The sequence below is a fragment of the Streptomyces pratensis genome (assembly GCF_016804005.1).
GTDB classification, from domain to species: domain Bacteria; phylum Actinomycetota; class Actinomycetes; order Streptomycetales; family Streptomycetaceae; genus Streptomyces; species Streptomyces pratensis_A.
The window spans coordinates 1,351,361-1,367,637 of sequence record NZ_CP051486.1 but is presented as its reverse complement, the minus strand read 5'-3'; the positions used below and the strand labels follow the sequence as shown (position 1 = coordinate 1,367,637).

The window sequence follows — 16,277 nt, the reverse complement described above, 5'->3', positions numbered from 1 at the left end:
GTGATTTCGCCGGTCGTGTCGGCCACCTGTCCGCACCCGGCCCGTCGGCCGCCGTTCAGGGCGGACCTCACGGACCGGGTGCGGTCTCTTTTCCCTGCACGCGTCTCCCTGCACGCGTCCCACGCCCGCCGGGGTCAGGATTCCGGCAGGAGATGGCGGTAGCTCTTCGGGTTCTCCCGGAGATAGGCGGACAGACCCCGGGCCGGCCTCCCCGTGAGTGTGGGGACGGCGTCCGAGACGGTCTCCAGCTCACCTGCCGCGATCGCCTCGTACGAGGTGACCCAGCCGGCCACTTCCCAGTCCTCGGCGCCGTAGTGGGCGCGGGAGGCGTAGGCCTCCTCGCTGGTCTCGGATACGTACCTGATGGCGCGGCCGGTGTGCAGGCTCAGCTCTTCCGCCGCCTCGGCGAGGGTGAACGCCTCCGGGCCCGTGAGGTCGTACGTCACGCCGTCGTGGCCGGTTCCCTCGTCCAGCAGCACGGCTGACGCCGAGTCCGCGATGTCCTCGTGGGAGACGGCCGAGACCCGCCCCTCACCACCGGGACCGCGCAGGATGCCGTCGGCTCCCGTCATCGCGGGGATCGCCGCGAGGTACCAGCTGTCCCGGAGGAAGGTGTGACGCACCCCGGTCATCCGGATGTGCGCCTCGGTGTGCCAGTGGTCACGCGCGAACGTGAACGTCGCATCCGGCGCCGCCCCGAGGAACGACACGTACACGACGCGATCGACGCCTGCGGCGAGGGCCGCGTCCACCGCCGTGGTGTGCTCCCGCACCCGGTCCGGACTCTCGTGCGCCGAGACGAGGAACAGGGTGTGCGCGCCGTCGAGAGCACGGCGCATGGCCTCGCCGTCGCCGTACGCCGCGGGAGGCGCGGCGACCGTCCCGGGCAACCGGGGCAGCCGGGAGGGGTCCCGGCCCAGGAGACGCACGGGGACGCCGGTCCTGGCCAGCCGCGCGGCGACCCGGCCGCCGACCGCCCCGCTCGCGCCGGTCACCGCGACGAGAGCGCTGATCATCCCTTCTCACCCTCCTCCGGCGCCATGTGCCCGGCCCAGGGGCGTACTTCCACCACCGCGCTCGCGGGCAGCGGTCCGTAGATGTGCGGGAACTCCTCGCCACCGGGCTCCATGGCCTCGTACCGGACGGGCGCCGCGAGCCAGCCGGTGTCGATGACCAGGACCACCAGGTCCTCGCCGTCCTCCCCGTACAACGCCCGTGCCACAGCCGGGAGCTGATGGGGCAGCGAGCAGTGGATGAAACCCTCTTCCCGCAGGGTGCGGCCCCGGGTGGACATCTCGTACGTCCCCGCTCTGCGGGCGGCCTCCCACAGGGGCTCTTCCGTGAGGTGCAGCAGTTGTTCGGTCATCGGGCCACGCTAAGGGCTGCCGGGCGCAGCGAGGAGCTTCGCCTCGGTCCGCGCGTCGAGCCCGGGTGCCGGCCGGTCCGGCCGCTGCGGGGCTGTGCCTCCCCGCCCGCGCAGCCAGGCCCATGTGTCGGCGACGGTCTCACCGACGGGTCTGCAGCGCAGCCCGGCCGCGTGAGCCTTTGCGACATCGCCCTGGTGCAGGGTGTCGTAGAGCTCTCCGGCCGGCAGCCAGACCGGGAGGTCCGTCCACGGCTCGACGCCCGCCGCGAGAAGCACCTCCGGGTCGGTCCAGCGCAGTCGGGCGCGGGAGCCGGTGACCCGGACACAGGCGTCCAGCAGTTCGCCCATGGTGGCGTGTCCTGGGCGGCTCACGGTGTTGTACGCCCCTGACAGGCCGTTCACCGCGGCGTCCAGGAGCCAGTCCGCGAGGTCCCGGGCGTCGATGTACTGGAGTCCGGCATCCGGCGGCCCGGGCGCGACGACCGGCCCACCCCTCGCCGTCCGGCCGAGCCACCACGGCAGACGGCCGATGTTCTCCCCGGGCCCGAGGATCAGTCCGGCCCTGGCCAGCAGCGCCCGGTCGCCGAAGGCTTCGAGCGCCGCGAGCTCCCCGCCGCGCTTTGCCTGGGCGTACGGGACGTCGTCACCGGCGTCGGGAGAGGCCCCTTCCACCAGCGGGCCGTCCTCCGGCAGCCCTGCCGGGGTGGGGTAGGCGTACACGGATCTGCTGGAGACGTAGCTGAAGTGCCCGGCCCTGCCCGACAGCAGCCGGGCGGCGTCCCTGACGGCCGAGGGGGCGCCGCTCCAGGTGTCGACGACCAGGTCCCAGGTGCCGTCGGCCAGCGCCGCGAGGCCCTCCTCGCCCGTCGACCGGTCGCCGGTCAGCGTCCGGACCCCGGCCGGTGGCGCGTGCCGGCCGCGGTGGAAGACGGTCACCTCCCAACCACGGCCGAGCGCGGCATGGGTGACCGCGCGTCCCACGAATTCAGTGCCGCCCAGCATCAGGAGCTTCATGTGGTGAGCGTGCCCCTCGGAGCGGGTGCCGGTAACGGGACCTCGCTCTCGGCAGAACGGGGAACTCCCCGGTTCAGGGCGTGTGCGCGAGGGGACTGCGGTGGCGCAGCAGCCATCGGTGGTACTCCTCGGCCCGTCGTGCCGCGTCGCGGTACGCCGCTTCAAGTTCCTCGTAGACGGCGTCCATGTCCGCGCCCGGCCGCGAGACCAGCAGCAGCCGCACCGCCAGCGGGTCGCCGCGCAGGGGGCGGATCGCCATGTCCTCGCGCGGGCCGGAGGTCGGCTGGCAGGGGGCGACCGCTTCGCCGAGGACCACGAGGGACGCCGCCGTGAGGTAGTCGCCGTGCAGTACGGGCGGATCAAGGCCCGCGGCGCCGAGGACCCTGCGCACCCCGTCCCATTCACCGTCCACCGAGGGGTCGACCATCCACCGGTCGTCCGCCAGGTCGTCGAGGTCGACCACCGGCCGCCCGGCCGCAGGATGGTCCCGGGCCAGGGAGATGAACTGCGGCTCACGCTCCAGGAGTACGCGCTGGACCAGTCCCTCCGGAACTGCGAGCGGGCAGCCCTCGACCTCGTGCACGAAGGCGACGTCGAGCCGTCCGGCCGCCACCGCCCGCAGCAGCGCCCGCGCGGATACGTCCACCCGGAGCGAGATGTCGGTGCCGGGCAGCCTCACCCGCAGTCCGCGGAGCCAGCCGCCGATGACCCTGCTCGCGGTGGATCCGATCCGCAGACGGGGCCCGCCGGCCCGGGCCGCCTCGGCCTCCGCCATCGCGGCACCGACCAGTGCCGACATGCCGTCCACCAGAGGACGGGCGCGGCTGAGGACGGCCCGCCCCAGGAGGGTCGGCCGGCAGCCCGTCCTCCCGCGGCGGAACAGCTCCGCGCCCATGCTCTTCTCGATCCGCTGGAGCTGGGTGGTCAGGGAGGGCTGGCTGACGCCCAGCCGCCGTGCCGCCTGGTGCAGGCTGCCCGTGTCGGCGATGGCGCAGAGCGCCTTGAGGTGTCTCACCTCGAGCTCCATGACGGCGAGGGTATGACTGTTCGCACATCGAGCACCAGACGCCCCAACCCCCTCTAACCGGGCCGATCCGGGGGGTGTCGGGGCGACCGGCACGTGCTGATTCTGTGTGGTTCCCGTCCGGGCGATAGGGCGGCGCTATCGCCGGTTGACATCATCCGCCGCGGCCCGGCTGCCCCGACACTCTTGCCGTACCCCCCACCCGTTCCCCGTCCGGCCTCCGGACGGGGTTCGTCGGACAGGCAGGAGACACCCCCCATGAAGCACCCCAGGACAGCCTTGATGTCGGCCGTGGCCGGTCTCGGACTCGGCCTCGTCGCCGCGTCGGGCACCGCCCCAGCGGTCGCCGCCTCCTCCCCCGCGCCCACGGGCACCGTGGTCACGGCGCAGGCCGGTTACGCGGCGTACGCGGGTTCCAGCGAGAACGCCGCAGCGAACAGGGCCTTCTTCGACGCCGTCATGGAGTCGGTCGCCGAGAAGCGTGCAGCGAACCCTGGTGCCGCGGCGGTGACCGTGGTCTACAGCACCTCAGGCGCGCCCAGTTTCCGCAGCCAGATAGCCAGCAGCACCAGCATCTGGAACAGCTCGGTAGCCAACGTCAAGCTGCAGGAGGGCTCGAACCCGGACTTCGACTACCGCGAGGGCAACGACTCCCGGGGCTCCTACGCCAGTACGGACGGGCACGGCAGCGGCTACATCTTCCTGGACTACGCCCAGAACCAGCAGTACGACTCCACCCGGGTCACCGCGCACGAGACCGGGCACGTGCTGGGGCTGCCGGACCACTACACCGGGCCGTGCAGCGAACTCATGTCGGGTGGCGGCCCCGGTACGTCCTGCACGAACGCCTACCCGGACTCGGCCGAGCGCTCTCGGGTGAACAGCCTGTGGCAGAACGGGCTCGTGGCCGCCCTGGCCCGCGCCACGCCCTGACAGCACGGCGGTACCCCGCACGGGGCCGTTCCGCAGCGGCGGAGCGGCCCACGGGCGCGGTGCCGGTCAGGCCAGTTCGAGGGGGAAGGCTCCCCGGTGCCCCGTACCGGCACCGTGTGCCGGGCGCGGCTCGAACTCCCGGCAGCTCCATATCTCCTGGACGAAGCCGGTGCGCCGGTCCCAGAGCCCTGCCACGTCGTCCCCGCCCGCCGCGTCACGGTAGGCGTCCTTCGCGCCGCGGAAGCACGCGAGCCCGCCGGACAGACCGCGGACCGGGGCCGGGAAGTAGTCGGAGAAGGCGCAGGCTATGCACGTCTGCAGATGTATGTCGGGCGGCAGGATCCGCTGGACCGTCGCCAGCGCGGCGGCGAAGTCGGCCTCGGCGCGGTTCGACTCGTACACCGCCCCGTCCAGATGGAGTGCGAGATACAGATCAGGATCCGCCCTGCGCAGGGACAGCAGGCAGCTGAGCGTGGCCTGGCGGACGGACCCCGACACCAGGACCGGCAGCGGGAGGTCCCACTCCAGGACGCAGTCGTCGAGCACCCCGTCCACCAGGTCGAACAGCCCCTCCGGGGCCGGGGCACCCGTCACGGGGCCCAGGCCGTCGAAGCTCTCGCCCTCGAAGTCCGTGCCCCGGATGCGGATACGGAGCTGCTGTCCGTCCGTGGTGAGAATGACGGCCTCGGAGCCATGACGGTCCCGGTACCAGCCTGCCCACGACTCATCTGTCATGAGCAGGGACTGTAGCCCGTGCCCCTGGCCCCACCCCCTGGCACCCTCCCCTTCCGGTACACGGCCGGTCGTGCGGCACTCATCCTGCCTGCGGCTCACGCCACATGGGCCACATCGAAGGGCCGTGAGGGAGGTCGACGGTCCGCCCCGTGAAGGTGAAGCCGAGGCGCTCGTAGAGACTGCGGCTGCGCGCGCTGCTGGCCTCCAGATAGGCGGGGGTCCCCTCCCGGTCACATCGCTCCAGGACGCCCCTCATCAGCGCCTCGCCGATGCCCTCTCCCTGGCGCTCCGGAGAGACGCCGATCATCAGGAGGTACTCGTGCGCACGGTCGTGGGGATGGACGGCGCCGGTCAGCCTCCCCACCAGCTCGGCCCGTTCGTTGCCGGGATCCGCGGTCTCCCTCATGAGCGCGGGGGTGTCGTCCTCCTCCGGCACGCCCGCCGGCACGGAGAGCCAGAGAGCGGTCGCCGTGCCGTCCTCCAGCAGGTCGATCCGGCCCCCTTCCAGCGTGATGTCGGCGAAGACACCGAGGAACTTCCCGTGCACCGCGCGCCGGTGCTCCTCGTCCGGAAAGACCCAGCTGCTCACCGGGTCGTCGTGGAACGCCTCGTCCAGGATCCGTACGACCTGATCCCTGTCCCGCTGGTCCGCCTGCCGTACGCGTACGCCCATGACCGGCCCCGCCCCCTTCATCCCGCCGTGGTGATCCCGACCGACCCGGGGAATCCTAGAGTTGGAGGTCTTCGACGGTCACGGGCGGCCCGGCTCAGCTGGTCCTGCGGGTGACGAATTCGGCCAGGGCCAGCAGGTCTCCGGAACCGGCCGGCGCGGGGACCGCACGGGAGAGGTGGTGGACGGCCCGGGCCATCCGGTCCGCCGCGGTGACCTGTGCCCAGTCGCGGCCGCCGGCCCGGTCCACGGCGTCGGCAGCACTCCTCACCTCCCCCGGTGTGTTCATGACGCCACGGTAGAGCTCGGCGAGTTCGGCGGCGGCCGGGGTGTCCGAGGTGAGTGCCGCCACCACCGGCAGGGACTTCTTGTGGGCGGTCAGGTCCGCGCCGACAGGTTTGCCCGTGCGGGCCGTGTCCCCCCAGATACCGATCAGGTCGTCGATGAGCTGGAAGGCCAGGCCGGCTTCCCGGCCGAAGCCGTCCATGGCGCGGACAGCCCGCTCGTCCGCTCCGGCGTAGAGCGCGCCAAGGGCGCATGCGCAGCCGAGGAGGGCACCGGTCTTGGCCATGGCCATGGCCAGGCACTCGTCGAGCGTCACGTCCTCGGGGCCGCGCTCCTCCAGGGCGCAGTCCGCCTGCTGTCCCGCGCAGAGCTCGATGATGCAGGTGGAGAGCCGCACCACGGCCGGTGCGGACGCCGGGTGCGGATCGTCCGCCAGCAGCCGCACGGCGAGGGCGAGCATGGCGTCGCCCGTGATGACGGCGTCCGGCACACCGAACACCGCCCAGGCGGTGGGCCTGTGCCGACGGGTGGTGTCCTCGTCGATGATGTCGTCGTGCAGGAGGGTGAAGTTGTGCGCGAGCTCGACGGCCACGGCTGCCCGCATCGCCGTCTCCGTGTCCCCTCCCGTCGCACGGGCGGCGGCCAGGACGAGCGCCGGCCTGATGGCCTTGCCCTCCTGCCCGGACGCGGGTGACCCGTCGGCGTTCTGCCAGCCGAAGTGGTACATGGCGACGCGGCGTATCGCCCCGGGCAGCGTTTCGACGGCTGCTCGAAGGTGCGGGTGGACGGCGTTGCGGGTGTCCTCCAGGAGCGCGGCGGCTCTGTGCCCCTCCATGGCGGCATCCGGACTGGTCATGGTCATGGTTCACTCCTTCCCGGGCGCCACGGGGCACCTGAGGTCGTGGCTTCGGCTGCCGGGCCCGGGCGGTCGCCCGCCCGGGCCCGGCAGGAGCGTCACCGCCAGCGGCTCACCTCGACGTTCTCCAGGACGCCGAGGGCGTCGGGCACCAGCACGGCGGCGGAGTAGTACGCCGTGACGAGGTACGAGATGATCGCCTGCTCGTCGATGCCCATGAAACGCACCGAGAGGCTCGGCTCGATCTCGTCCGGGATGCCGCTCTGCTGGAGCCCGATGACCCCCTGATCCGCCTCACCGGTCCTCATGCAGATGATCGAGGTGGTGCGGGCGTCGGTGACCGGGATCTTGTTGCAGGGGAAGATCGGCACCCCCCGCCATGCGGGCACGTGGTGCCCCCCGACCTCGACGCTCTCCGGCGCCAGGCCGCGCTTGTTGCACTCCCGGCCGAATGCCGCGATGGCCCGCGGATGGGCGAGGAAAAGCTTCGATCCGCGCCGCCGCGACAGGAGTTCGTCCATGTCGTCGGGGCCCGGCACCCCGTCGTGGGGCTGGAGCCGCTGCCCGTAGTCGCAGTTGTTGAGCAGGCCGAACTCCCGGTTGTTGACGAGCTCGTGCTCCTGGCGCTCCCGCAGCGCCTCGACCGTGAGCCGCAACTGCTGCTCGGTCTGGTTCATCGGCTGGTTGTAGAGGTCGGCCACCCTGCTGTGGACCTTCAGCACGGTCTGGGCGACGCTCAGCTCGTACTCCCGGGGTGCCGACTCGTAGTCGACGAAGGTGTGCGGGAGGACGCTCTCCCCCACATGCCCGGCCGACAGGTCGATCTCCGCCTCCCCGTAGCGGTTGGTCCGCTGGTGGGGGATGGCGAGCAGCCGGGCGAGATGGTCCCGGAGCGGGTCCGCGCGGGCCGCGAGGTTGAGTACGTCCGACCGGCGCAGGGTCAGCAGGGTGCATGCGGTCACCGCGCGGGCCGTGTACTCCCAGGTCGCGTCACCGTCGACCAGGACGTGGTCGCCGAAGTAGGCGCCGTCGGCGAGCACTCCGAGCACGGTCTCGTCGCCGTACGGCCCGGTCCCGATCTTCTCGATCTTGCCGTGCGCCAGCAGGTGGACCCGGTCAGCCGCCTCGCCCGACGTGGCCAGCACCTCACCGGCCGCGACTTCGCGCTGCTCGCACCTGCGCGCCAGCTCGGCCAGCACCTCCTCGTCACCGAAATCGCGCAGGGCGGGAAGCTCGCCGAGCTCCGCGGGGATGACCGCCACCCGGTCGCCCGTCTGCACGAACGTCACCCTGCCGTCCCCGACCGAATGACTCAGCCGGCGGTTCACCCTGTACGTGCCGCCCTGCACCTGCACCCACGGCAGCATCCGCAGCAGCCACCGCGAGCTGATCTCCTGCATCTGCGGGGCGGACTTGGTGGTCGTCGCGAGGTTCCGCGCAGCCGCTGTGCCGAGACTCTGCTGCTGCGGCGGCTGCGTGTCGCGAACCTCTTCACCAACGGACATCCGACATCCTCTCGATCATGAGCTGACCTGCGAGAAGCAGACTTGCAGCCGGAGGACGCGATGCGCTATTACACAAAAGAGTGTGACTAATCGGGCCCAGGTCGGGGCACGTTGCCCGCACGCGGGCTCCCGGACTCCGGTCAGGGAGACGCCGGGACGACCGGTGCAGGAGGGTGCGAACCGGTCCGCAGGACCTAGGACTCGGGCCCGCTCGCCGCTGCGACTTCCGCCCGTTACGGCGTCCTGGACCGACGCCTAGCGTTCTTGCCATGGATACGACAGGCACCCTCGACGAGGCGCTCCAGCGGCTGCACGTCTCAGGCCCCGAGCGGTTCGGCAGGCTCACCAATCACGCGCCGATGGCCGTCGAGGCCCTGGCCGCCAACGGTCAGGCGGCAGCGGTGCACCGCTGGCTCGACCTGTACTCGTCCAGACTCGAGGAATTCCCGGCCGGCGTCGCGCCGGTCACGGACGCCGACTGGGCTTCCGCCCTGGGGGACCCGCGCCGCGCCGCGGACTGGATCGGCTACTTCGGGCGGGAGCTCGCCGAGCGCCCCTGGCGCGACGTGCTCGCCCTGTGGTGGCCCCGGCTGCTGCCCGGGATGTACGGCGGGTCGACGCATCCGGTGATCCGCGTGGGGCACGCCGTGCGAACGCTCCTGGCGGGCGAGGGCACCGGGCCCCGTCTGACCGAACTCGCCCACGGACTCGGCTACTGGGCCGCCCGCCACCGCCCCGTCACGGGCCTCACCCCGGTGACCGGTGCCGACAGCGCCGCGGCGGCCCTCGACGCGGTGCCGCCCCTGGCGGACCGGCGAGGAGGCTTCCCCGACCGGCTGGCCCGCGTCGGACGCCTCCCGGTGTGGGCGGCCGCGGTCACGGACCCGGCCGATGCGCACCACAGGCTCACCGAACTGGTCCGGGCGGCAACCCACCGGTACGCCACCCACGGCCACGGCGACGCCACCATGCTGGTCCACACGGCCACGGCCCCGAACGCGGTCCTGAGGGTCCTCCCCGCGCTGCCGCAAGCCCTGTGGGCGCCCAGCCTCCAGGCCGCCTGGACGGCCTCCGCCGCGGTGACCGCCATGTACGCCCCTGACGCCCCCGTGGCCTACGTCCCGCCGGGCCCGGTCACGCCCGAAGAGGTCCTGGAACAGGCCCTGGCGCACGGTGACGAACACGTCATCAAGCTGACGGACACCGCCCTGGACGTCGGCGACGAGCGCGCGCTCGCGGCGGCTCTGCGAGCCGTCCAGCTCAGCGAACCACTGCGGTAGACGGCCGTCGGGGCGTCAGCGGCGCCCCTGATACGACGACCTTGCCCGGGTTGAGGATGCCGTGCGGATCCAGGGCGGCCTTGACCGCTCGCTGCATGGCGAGGTTGACGGGGCCCACCTCGCGGTCCATGCCGCCCATCTTCAGCAGGCCCACGCCGTGTTCACCGGTGACCGTGCCGCCGAAGGAGATCGCCGCGTCGAGGATGTCCTCGAAGGCGAGCTGGGCGCGGGCCCTGGCCGCGTCGTCACCGGGTTCCGTGATGATCAGGGGATGGAGGTTGCCGTCGCCCGCGTGGGCGATGTTGGCGATGAGGACGTCGTGTTCGCCGGCGATCTCCTCGATGCGCGCCAGCATCTGCGGCACCCGGGACCGTGGCACGACCACGTCCTCGGTGAGCACCGGCCCCAGCCGCTCCAGCGCCGGATAGGCGAGCCTGCGGGCCTGGAACAGGGCGTCCGCCTCCGCCTGGTCGGTGGAGACCTCCGCCCAGGCCGCGCCGGCCTCCGCGAAGCAGGCCCGCACCGCTTCGGCCTCGGCGTCCCCCGCGGCTCCCGGGGTGTCCACGCGGCCGAGCAGGATCGCGTCCGCGTCCGCGGACAGGCCCATGTTCTTCCACTCGTCGACGGCCTTCAGGCAGTGCCGGTCGAGGAGTTCGAGCGCCGAGGGCACGATGCCCGCCGCCGTCACCCGGCTCACCGCGTCCCCGGCCGCCACGACGGAGTCGAAGAAGCCCGCCACCGTGCGCTCCGCGGGGCGGGCCCCACGGAGCTTCACGGTGATCTCGGTGATCACGCCGAGAGTGCCCTCGGAGCCGACCAGCAGACCGCACAGGTCGTACCCGGCCACCCCCTTGGCGGTCTGCCGGCCGACCCGCACGACCTCGCCGAGACCGTTGACCGCCTCGAGCCCGAGTACGTAGTCGCGGGTCACCCCGTATTTGACGCAGCACATGCCCCCCGCGTTGGTGGCCGTGTTGCCGCCGATGGTCGACCAGGGTGAGCTCGCGGGGTCCGGCGGGTACCAGAGGCCCTGTTCGGCGCACGCGGCGCGCAGGTCGTCGTTGACGACTCCCGGCTGGACGACGGCGAGGCGCTCCACCGGGTCGATACGGAGGATCCGGTTCATGTCCTCGAAGGAGAGGACCACAGCCCCGTCCACCGCGTTGGCGCCGCCCGACAGCCCCGTACCGGCACCGCGGGGCACCACCGGGATCCGGTGTTCGACGCAGTACGCGACGACGGCCCGCACCTCGTCGGTGTCCTGTGGGCGTACGACGGCGAGGGGCAGCCCTGCCGGGGCCCACTCCGCCTCGTCGTGCGCGTAACGGCCCAGGCTGTCCGGGTCGGTGATGACCTTGCTCGCGGGAATCCCGTCGGCTGCGTTCGGCTTCGGCACGGCCGCTGACCACCTCTCCTGCAGACGCGCGCCCCGCATCCGTCACGGAGCCGCACCCATCATGATGACGCGGCCCCTCGCGTGGAGGGCGGGCGCCCTAACTTGCATATGAAATGCAACTTACATACGCTGCCGCCATGCGGCTGACGCGATTCACCGATGTGGCGCTCCGGGTGCTGATGCGCCTGACCGTCACGGCGAAGGACGAGGACCCACCGACCACCCGCGAGGTGGCGGCCACCATGCAGGTGCCCTACACCCACGCCGCGAAGGTCGTCGCCCGCCTCCAGCACCTCGGACTGGTGGACGCACGGCGCGGCCGGGGAGGGGGCCTCTCCCTCACCACCACCGGATGGTCCGCCTCCGTCGGGACACTGGTCAGGCAGCTGGAAGGGCCGGGCGAGGTGGTCGAATGCGAAGGCGGCACCCCCTGCCCCCTGCGCTCCGCATGCCGCCTCCGCTCCGCGCTGCGCCAGGCCGAAGAGGCCTTCTACGCCTCGCTCGACCCGCTCACGGTGAGCGATCTGACCGCCTCCCCCACCGGCCCGCTGCTGCTGGGCATCAGCCGGGGCCGCCCGGCCCCCGGCTGATCCGCACCACCCTGCTCCGCAGGCGCTCCGCCGCGCGCGGTGCAGGTCATGCCGCCCAAAAATACGCATCTCATATACCAATTAACTGTGGGCCGCCTCGGCGGCCCGCCATCGCACCCGAGGAGTCAACCGATGCTCTCCGAGACGTCGACCGCCACCGTCCGAGCCACACTCCCCGCCGTTGGGGCAGCTATCGGGGACATCGCGGACCTCTTCTACCGGAAGCTGTTCGACGCCCACCCGGAGCTGCTGAAGGACCTGTTCAACCGGGGCAACCAGGCCTCCGGCACACAGCGTCAGGCGCTCGCCGGATCCATCGCCGCCTTCGCCACACAGCTCGTGGAACACCCCGACACCCGGCCCGACGTGATGCTGGGCCGCATCGCCAACAAGCACGCCTCACTGGGCATCACCGCTCCGCAGTACGAGATCGTGCACACCCACCTCTTCGACGCGATCGCCGAGGTCCTCGGAGACGCGGTCACCCCCGAGGTCGCCGCCGCCTGGGACGAGGTCTACTGGCTGATGGCCAACGCCCTGACAGCCATCGAGGAACGGCTCTACGCACAGCAGGGCGTGACCGCGGGCGACGTGTGGCGCGAATGGACGGTCTCCTCCCGCGTCGAGGACACCCCTGACGTGGCCACCTTCGGGATCGCCCCCTCGGACGGCGCACCCGCCCCCGGCTTCCGGCCGGGCCAGTACGTCTCCGTCCAGGTGGAACTCCCCGACGGCGCACGACAGATACGCCAGTACAGCCTCACCGGGGCACCCGGCTCGGCCCTGCGCACCTTCTCGGTGAAGCGGGTGCGGGGCGGGAGCGGCCCCGAGGGCGAGGTCTCCGCGCACCTGCACGCCCGGCTGCACGCGGGTGACCGGCTGCGCGTCTCCGCGCCGTACGGCGATCTGGTGCTCGACGGCTCCGACGCCCCGCTGCTCCTCGCCTCCGCCGGCATCGGCTGCACCCCGATCCTCTCGATGCTGGAACACCTCGCGCAGGAGGGGCACCGCTCGCCCGTCACCGTGGTGCACGGCGACCGCTCGCCCGCCGACCACGCGCTGCGCGCGGATCACGCGGCGCTCACCGGCGGGCTCCCCGCCGCCGCCGCCCACTTCTGGTACGAGGACCCGGAGCCCGGCCACCCGGCCGAGCGCACCGGCACCGTCGACCTCAGCGGCCTGCCGATCGCCCCGGGCACCCACGCCTACCTCTGCGGCCCGCTGCCCTTCATGCGCGCCGTCCGCTCGCAGCTCCTGCGGAAGGGGGTCGCGGCGGCCGACATCCACTACGAGGTGTTCGGCCCCGACCTGTGGCTCGCCCAGGACTGAGCGGCCGTCCCCGGGCGTTCGCGGACTGTCCGGATCGATTCGCAAACAGGGCTGTCGACGCTCGAACAGGTTTGCCGGAGCCTTGCGTTCCGGTAGAAGCGCTGTACGGGGACCGCGCTCCCCGCGAGCAAAGGAGTCGGCCATGTCCTCACCGATGTCCGCCAGCAACTTCCTCAAGGCCCTCAAGGGCGAGGGGCTCACCGTCGTCCAGGTCGGCGACTGGCGTACGCACAACCGCAACCACAAGGGCCCATGGGGGCCGGTGCACGGCGTGATGCTCCACCACACCGTCACGGAGGGCGCCGCCCGGACCGTGGAGATCTGCCGCGACGGACACCCGGGGCTGCCCGGCCCGCTCTGCCACGGCGTGATCACCAAGGACGGCAGGGTCCATCTGGTCGGCTACGGCCGCGCCAACCACGCCGGCCTCGGCGACGACGACGTACTGCGCGCCGTCGTCGCCGAGAAACGCCTGCCGTCGGACAACGAGTCCAACACCGACGGGAACCGTCACTTCTACGGCTTCGAGTGCGAGAACCTCGGCGACGGGAAGGACCCCTGGCCCGCCGTCCAGCTGGAGGCCGTCGAGAGGGCCGCCGCGGCGGTCTGCCGCTTCCACGGCTGGGACGCCCCCTCGGTCGTCGCACACCGGGAGTGGCAGCCTGGGAAGGTCGACCCGCGCGGCTTCTCGATGACGGGTATGCGCAACCGCATCCACGACCGGCTGAAGTAGGCCGGCGCGGGGCGGCACACAATGAAGGCATGGACTCCGAAGCACTCGACCTCTCCCGGCTGCAGCCGGTGCTCCCCTCACCCCTGCAGCCGGCCGAGGACGATCGCTTCGCGCGGCACGGCGTGACGCTGCTGCTCAAACGCGACGACCTGATCCACCCGGACCTGCCGGGCAACAAGTGGCGCAAACTCTCCCCCAACCTCCGGGCCACGGCCGGCCGCACCGTACTGACCTTCGGCGGCGCCTACTCGAACCACCTCCGCGCCACGGCTGCCGCGGGACGCCTGCTGGGCTTCCCCACCGTCGGCGTCGTACGGGGCGACGAGCTGGCCCACCGGGCGCTGAACCCCTCCCTCGCCCGCTGCGCCGCCGACGGCATGCGTCTGCACTTCATGGACCGCGCGACCTACCGCGAGAAGGCCGCTCCCCGGGTCCTGGAAGGCCTGCTGAGCCTCTTCGGGGACTGCGTGGTCATCCCGGAAGGCGGCAGCAACGCGCTCGCCGCGCAGGGCTGCACAGAGCTCGGCCACGAACTGCGCGGCCCGACCGGCACCGTGGCGGTCGCCTGCGGCACCGGCGGCACCCTGGCCGGGCTCGCCGCCGGGCTCGGCCCCGGGCAGCGTGCCCTGGGCGTCCCCGTCCTCCGGGGCGGCTTCCTGGGGGAGGCGGTGCGCGGTCTGCAGCGAGAGGCGTTCGGCGCCCCCGCCGGGCAGTGGTCACTGGACGAACGCTTCCACTTCGGCGGATACGCGCGGACCACTCCGGAGCTGCACGCCTTCGCCGACGACTTCGAGGACCGGCACGGCCTGCCCGTCGAGCGGCTCTATGTGGCCAAACTCCTGTACGGGCTGACCGTGCTGGCCGGGGAGGGCGCGTTCGCCCGGGGCACCACGGTCACCGCGGTCGTCACCGGCCGGCCGTGGGACGGCGGGGGCCCCGGTCACGCGCCGTCCGACTCGCGGTAGGCGGCGGCCTCCTCCAGGTCCAGCCGCCGCAGCAGGGCCCGCAGCATCTCGTCGTCGATCCGCCGCTCGTCCCGTAGGCGTACGAAGACCTCGCGCTCGGCAGCGATCATCTCCCTCGCCAGCCGCCGGTAGGTGTCGTCCGCCGACTCGCCGGTGACCGGGTTGGCCGCTCCGAGCCGCTCCCACACGGCGTTGCGCCGCCGCTCCATGACCGCGCGCAGACGCTGGGTGAGGGGGTCGGGCAGCGCGTTGCGGGGATCGGCCGTCAACGCGTCCAGGCGCGCGTCCGCGGCCGTGGACGCCTCGTTCTGCGCCTGGGCCTCGGCCAGCGTCTCGGCGCGCTCGCTGCGCCCGGGAAGCTTCAGGACGCGCACCAGGAGGGGCAGGCTGAGCCCTTGGACGACCAGGGTCCCGATGACGGTGGTGAAGGTCAGGAACAGCACCAGGTTGCGTGCGGGGAAATCCGACCCGTCGTGCGTGACCATGGGGATGGAGAACGCGATGGCGAGCGAGACGACGCCCCGCATCCCGGCCCAGCCGATGATCAGGGGCGAGGTCCAGGGCGGCGCCCCCTCACGCTCCTTGATGCGCCTGGAGAGCAGGGCCGGCAGGTAGCTCGCCGGGTACACCCAGACGAAGCGCACCACGACCACGGCCACGAACACGAGGGCCGCGTAGCCGAATGCCTCCGCCACTCCGTACGCGCCCAGGCCCCGGAGCACGAAGGGCAGCTGCAGCCCGATGAGCGCGAAGACCGCGGACTCCAGGACGAACGCGACCATCTTCCAGACGGCCGCCTCCTGGAGCCGAGTCGCGAAGTCGACCTGCCAGGAGCGGTGTCCCAGGTAGAGCGCGACGACGACCACGGCGAGCACGCCGGAGGCGTGCACCCGCTCCGCCGCCGCGTAGGCGACGAAGGGGATCAGCAGCGACAGGGTGTTCTGGAGCAACGCCTCCTTGAGGTGCGTGCGCAGCCAGTGCAGCGGCACCATCAGCAACAGGCCTACGCCGATGCCGCCGACGGACGCCAGGGCGAATTCGGTGGCCCCCTCGCCCCAGCTCATGCCCGCGCCTACGGCCGCGGCGAGGGCCACCTTGAAGGCGGTGATCGCGGTGGCGTCGTTCACCAGGGACTCACCCTGAAGGATCGTGGTGACCCTCGCGGGCAGGCCCACCCTGCGGGCGATCGCCGCGGCCGTGACGGCGTCCGGCGGGGCGACCACCGCGCCGAGCACCAGCGCGGCGGCCAGGGGCAGGTCCGGCACGAGGAGGTAGGCCAGCCACCCCACGGCGACCGTCGCGAAGAGCACGTACCCCACGGAGAGCAGGGCGACCGGCCGCAGGTTCGCCCGCAGGTCGAGGTACGAGCTGTCGACAGCAGCCGTGTACAGCAACGGCGGCAGCAGCAGGGGCAGCACGATGTGCGCGTCCAGCGTGTAGCTCGGCACTCCCGGCAGGTAGGAGGCCAGCAGTCCGGCCGCGACCAGCAGCAGCGGCGCGGGCACCGGTGTGCGGCGGGCGGCCCCCGCGACCGCCGTGCTCGCCGCGACAAGTGCCACCAGCGGCAGTGCGTCCATCTCACAGTCCTCGCATCCG

At 72.4% G+C, this 16,277-nt stretch carries 16 protein-coding genes; 6 read left to right on the top strand and 10 right to left on the bottom strand.

Annotated features, from left to right (window positions below; all coding sequences use genetic code 11):
• Positions 1-134: 134 nt before the first annotated feature.
• The 4 genes from HED23_RS06145 to HED23_RS06130 form a co-directional block, all read right to left on the bottom strand.
• Positions 135-1,016 (bottom strand): SDR family oxidoreductase, encoded by an 882-nt coding sequence (locus HED23_RS06145; RefSeq protein WP_203182405.1) that lies wholly within the window; start codon positions 1,014-1,016, stop codon positions 135-137.
• The gene (locus HED23_RS06140) at positions 1,013-1,366 is read right to left on the bottom strand and encodes a DUF952 domain-containing protein (RefSeq protein ID WP_203182404.1); all 354 of its coding nucleotides are present in this window, start codon (positions 1,364-1,366) and stop codon (positions 1,013-1,015) included. The genes HED23_RS06145 and HED23_RS06140 overlap by 4 nt, the downstream gene beginning before the upstream one ends.
• Before the next feature lie 9 nt (positions 1,367-1,375).
• Positions 1,376-2,368, bottom strand: coding sequence for an NAD-dependent epimerase/dehydratase family protein (locus tag HED23_RS06135; RefSeq protein ID WP_203187380.1), 993 nt, complete (start codon positions 2,366-2,368; stop codon positions 1,376-1,378).
• Positions 2,369-2,453: 85 nt separating this feature from the next.
• Positions 2,454-3,407 (bottom strand): LysR family transcriptional regulator, encoded by a 954-nt coding sequence (locus HED23_RS06130; protein WP_203182403.1) that lies wholly within the window; start codon positions 3,405-3,407, stop codon positions 2,454-2,456.
• Positions 3,408-3,662: 255 nt separating this feature from the next.
• On the opposite strand from HED23_RS06130, the gene snpA reads away from it, so the two are divergent.
• Positions 3,663-4,337 (top strand): snapalysin, encoded by a 675-nt coding sequence (gene snpA, locus HED23_RS06125; protein WP_203182402.1) that lies wholly within the window; start codon positions 3,663-3,665, stop codon positions 4,335-4,337.
• A 66-nt stretch (positions 4,338-4,403) separates the two neighbouring features.
• Here the strand turns inward: snpA and HED23_RS06120 are convergent, their stop codons facing one another.
• The 4 genes from HED23_RS06120 to HED23_RS06105 form a co-directional block, all read right to left on the bottom strand.
• Positions 4,404-5,072 (bottom strand): DUF6304 family protein, encoded by a 669-nt coding sequence (locus tag HED23_RS06120; protein ID WP_203182401.1) that lies wholly within the window; start codon positions 5,070-5,072, stop codon positions 4,404-4,406.
• A gap of 79 nt (positions 5,073-5,151) precedes the next feature.
• A complete protein-coding gene (locus HED23_RS06115; RefSeq protein ID WP_203182400.1) occupies positions 5,152-5,745 on the bottom strand; it encodes a GNAT family N-acetyltransferase in 594 nt (197 codons plus the stop codon).
• Positions 5,746-5,839: 94 nt separating this feature from the next.
• Positions 5,840-6,883, bottom strand: a complete 1,044-nt coding sequence (locus HED23_RS06110; RefSeq protein ID WP_203187379.1) for a family 2 encapsulin nanocompartment cargo protein polyprenyl transferase — start codon at positions 6,881-6,883, stop codon at positions 5,840-5,842.
• A gap of 98 nt (positions 6,884-6,981) precedes the next feature.
• Positions 6,982-8,388, bottom strand: coding sequence for a family 2B encapsulin nanocompartment shell protein (locus HED23_RS06105; RefSeq protein ID WP_203182399.1), 1,407 nt, complete (start codon positions 8,386-8,388; stop codon positions 6,982-6,984).
• A 269-nt stretch (positions 8,389-8,657) separates the two neighbouring features.
• Here HED23_RS06105 and HED23_RS06100 point away from each other — a divergent pair, with 269 nt between their 5' ends.
• On the top strand, positions 8,658-9,668 hold the full coding sequence (locus HED23_RS06100) for a questin oxidase family protein (RefSeq protein ID WP_203182398.1): 1,011 nt from the start codon (positions 8,658-8,660) through the stop codon (positions 9,666-9,668).
• Here HED23_RS06100 and HED23_RS06095 read toward each other — a convergent pair.
• Positions 9,649-11,103 carry an FAD-linked oxidase C-terminal domain-containing protein gene (locus tag HED23_RS06095; protein ID WP_203182397.1) on the bottom strand — a complete coding sequence of 485 codons (1,455 nt, stop codon included), beginning with the start codon at positions 11,101-11,103 and terminating at the stop codon, positions 9,649-9,651. The genes HED23_RS06100 and HED23_RS06095 overlap by 20 nt on opposite strands.
• A 98-nt stretch (positions 11,104-11,201) precedes the next feature.
• Here HED23_RS06095 and HED23_RS06090 point away from each other — a divergent pair, with 98 nt between their 5' ends.
• The 4 genes from HED23_RS06090 (at position 11,202) to HED23_RS06075 (ending at position 14,681) form a co-directional block, all read left to right on the top strand.
• Positions 11,202-11,654, top strand: coding sequence for an RrF2 family transcriptional regulator (locus HED23_RS06090; protein ID WP_203182396.1), 453 nt, complete (start codon positions 11,202-11,204; stop codon positions 11,652-11,654).
• Positions 11,655-11,786: 132 nt separating this feature from the next.
• Entirely contained in the window at positions 11,787-12,983 is a 1,197-nt protein-coding gene (locus tag HED23_RS06085) for a globin domain-containing protein (RefSeq protein ID WP_203182395.1), read from the top strand.
• A 142-nt stretch (positions 12,984-13,125) separates the two neighbouring features.
• Entirely contained in the window at positions 13,126-13,716 is a 591-nt protein-coding gene (locus tag HED23_RS06080; protein WP_203182394.1) for an N-acetylmuramoyl-L-alanine amidase, read from the top strand.
• Positions 13,717-13,745: 29 nt separating this feature from the next.
• Positions 13,746-14,681: a 1-aminocyclopropane-1-carboxylate deaminase/D-cysteine desulfhydrase gene (locus tag HED23_RS06075; RefSeq protein ID WP_203182393.1), complete on the top strand. Its 936-nt coding sequence runs from the start codon at positions 13,746-13,748 to the stop codon at positions 14,679-14,681.
• Here HED23_RS06075 and HED23_RS06070 read toward each other — a convergent pair.
• Complete coding sequence (locus HED23_RS06070) at positions 14,657-16,258, bottom strand: Na+/H+ antiporter (RefSeq protein ID WP_203182392.1); 1,602 nt, start codon at positions 16,256-16,258, stop codon at positions 14,657-14,659. The two genes, HED23_RS06075 and HED23_RS06070, sit on opposite strands and share 25 nt — an antisense overlap.
• Between the last annotated feature and the right edge of the window lie 19 nt (positions 16,259-16,277).

Coding starts and splice junctions, on each gene's coding strand:
- HED23_RS06145 (WP_203182405.1), bottom strand. CDS start 1,016: ATGATCAGCGCTCTCGTCGCGGTGACCGGCGCGAGCGGGGCGGTCGGC.
- HED23_RS06140 (WP_203182404.1), bottom strand. CDS start 1,366: ATGACCGAACAACTGCTGCACCTCACGGAAGAGCCCCTGTGGGAGGCC.
- HED23_RS06135 (WP_203187380.1), bottom strand. CDS start 2,368: ATGCTGGGCGGCACTGAATTCGTGGGACGCGCGGTCACCCATGCCGCG.
- HED23_RS06130 (WP_203182403.1), bottom strand. CDS start 3,407: ATGGAGCTCGAGGTGAGACACCTCAAGGCGCTCTGCGCCATCGCCGAC.
- snpA (WP_203182402.1), top strand. CDS start 3,663: ATGAAGCACCCCAGGACAGCCTTGATGTCGGCCGTGGCCGGTCTCGGA.
- HED23_RS06120 (WP_203182401.1), bottom strand. CDS start 5,072: ATGACAGATGAGTCGTGGGCAGGCTGGTACCGGGACCGTCATGGCTCC.
- HED23_RS06115 (WP_203182400.1), bottom strand. CDS start 5,745: ATGGGCGTACGCGTACGGCAGGCGGACCAGCGGGACAGGGATCAGGTC.
- HED23_RS06110 (WP_203187379.1), bottom strand. CDS start 6,883: ATGACCAGTCCGGATGCCGCCATGGAGGGGCACAGAGCCGCCGCGCTC.
- HED23_RS06105 (WP_203182399.1), bottom strand. CDS start 8,388: ATGTCCGTTGGTGAAGAGGTTCGCGACACGCAGCCGCCGCAGCAGCAG.
- HED23_RS06100 (WP_203182398.1), top strand. CDS start 8,658: ATGGATACGACAGGCACCCTCGACGAGGCGCTCCAGCGGCTGCACGTC.
- HED23_RS06095 (WP_203182397.1), bottom strand. CDS start 11,103: ATGCGGGGCGCGCGTCTGCAGGAGAGGTGGTCAGCGGCCGTGCCGAAG.
- HED23_RS06090 (WP_203182396.1), top strand. CDS start 11,202: ATGCGGCTGACGCGATTCACCGATGTGGCGCTCCGGGTGCTGATGCGC.
- HED23_RS06085 (WP_203182395.1), top strand. CDS start 11,787: ATGCTCTCCGAGACGTCGACCGCCACCGTCCGAGCCACACTCCCCGCC.
- HED23_RS06080 (WP_203182394.1), top strand. CDS start 13,126: ATGTCCTCACCGATGTCCGCCAGCAACTTCCTCAAGGCCCTCAAGGGC.
- HED23_RS06075 (WP_203182393.1), top strand. CDS start 13,746: ATGGACTCCGAAGCACTCGACCTCTCCCGGCTGCAGCCGGTGCTCCCC.
- HED23_RS06070 (WP_203182392.1), bottom strand. CDS start 16,258: ATGGACGCACTGCCGCTGGTGGCACTTGTCGCGGCGAGCACGGCGGTC.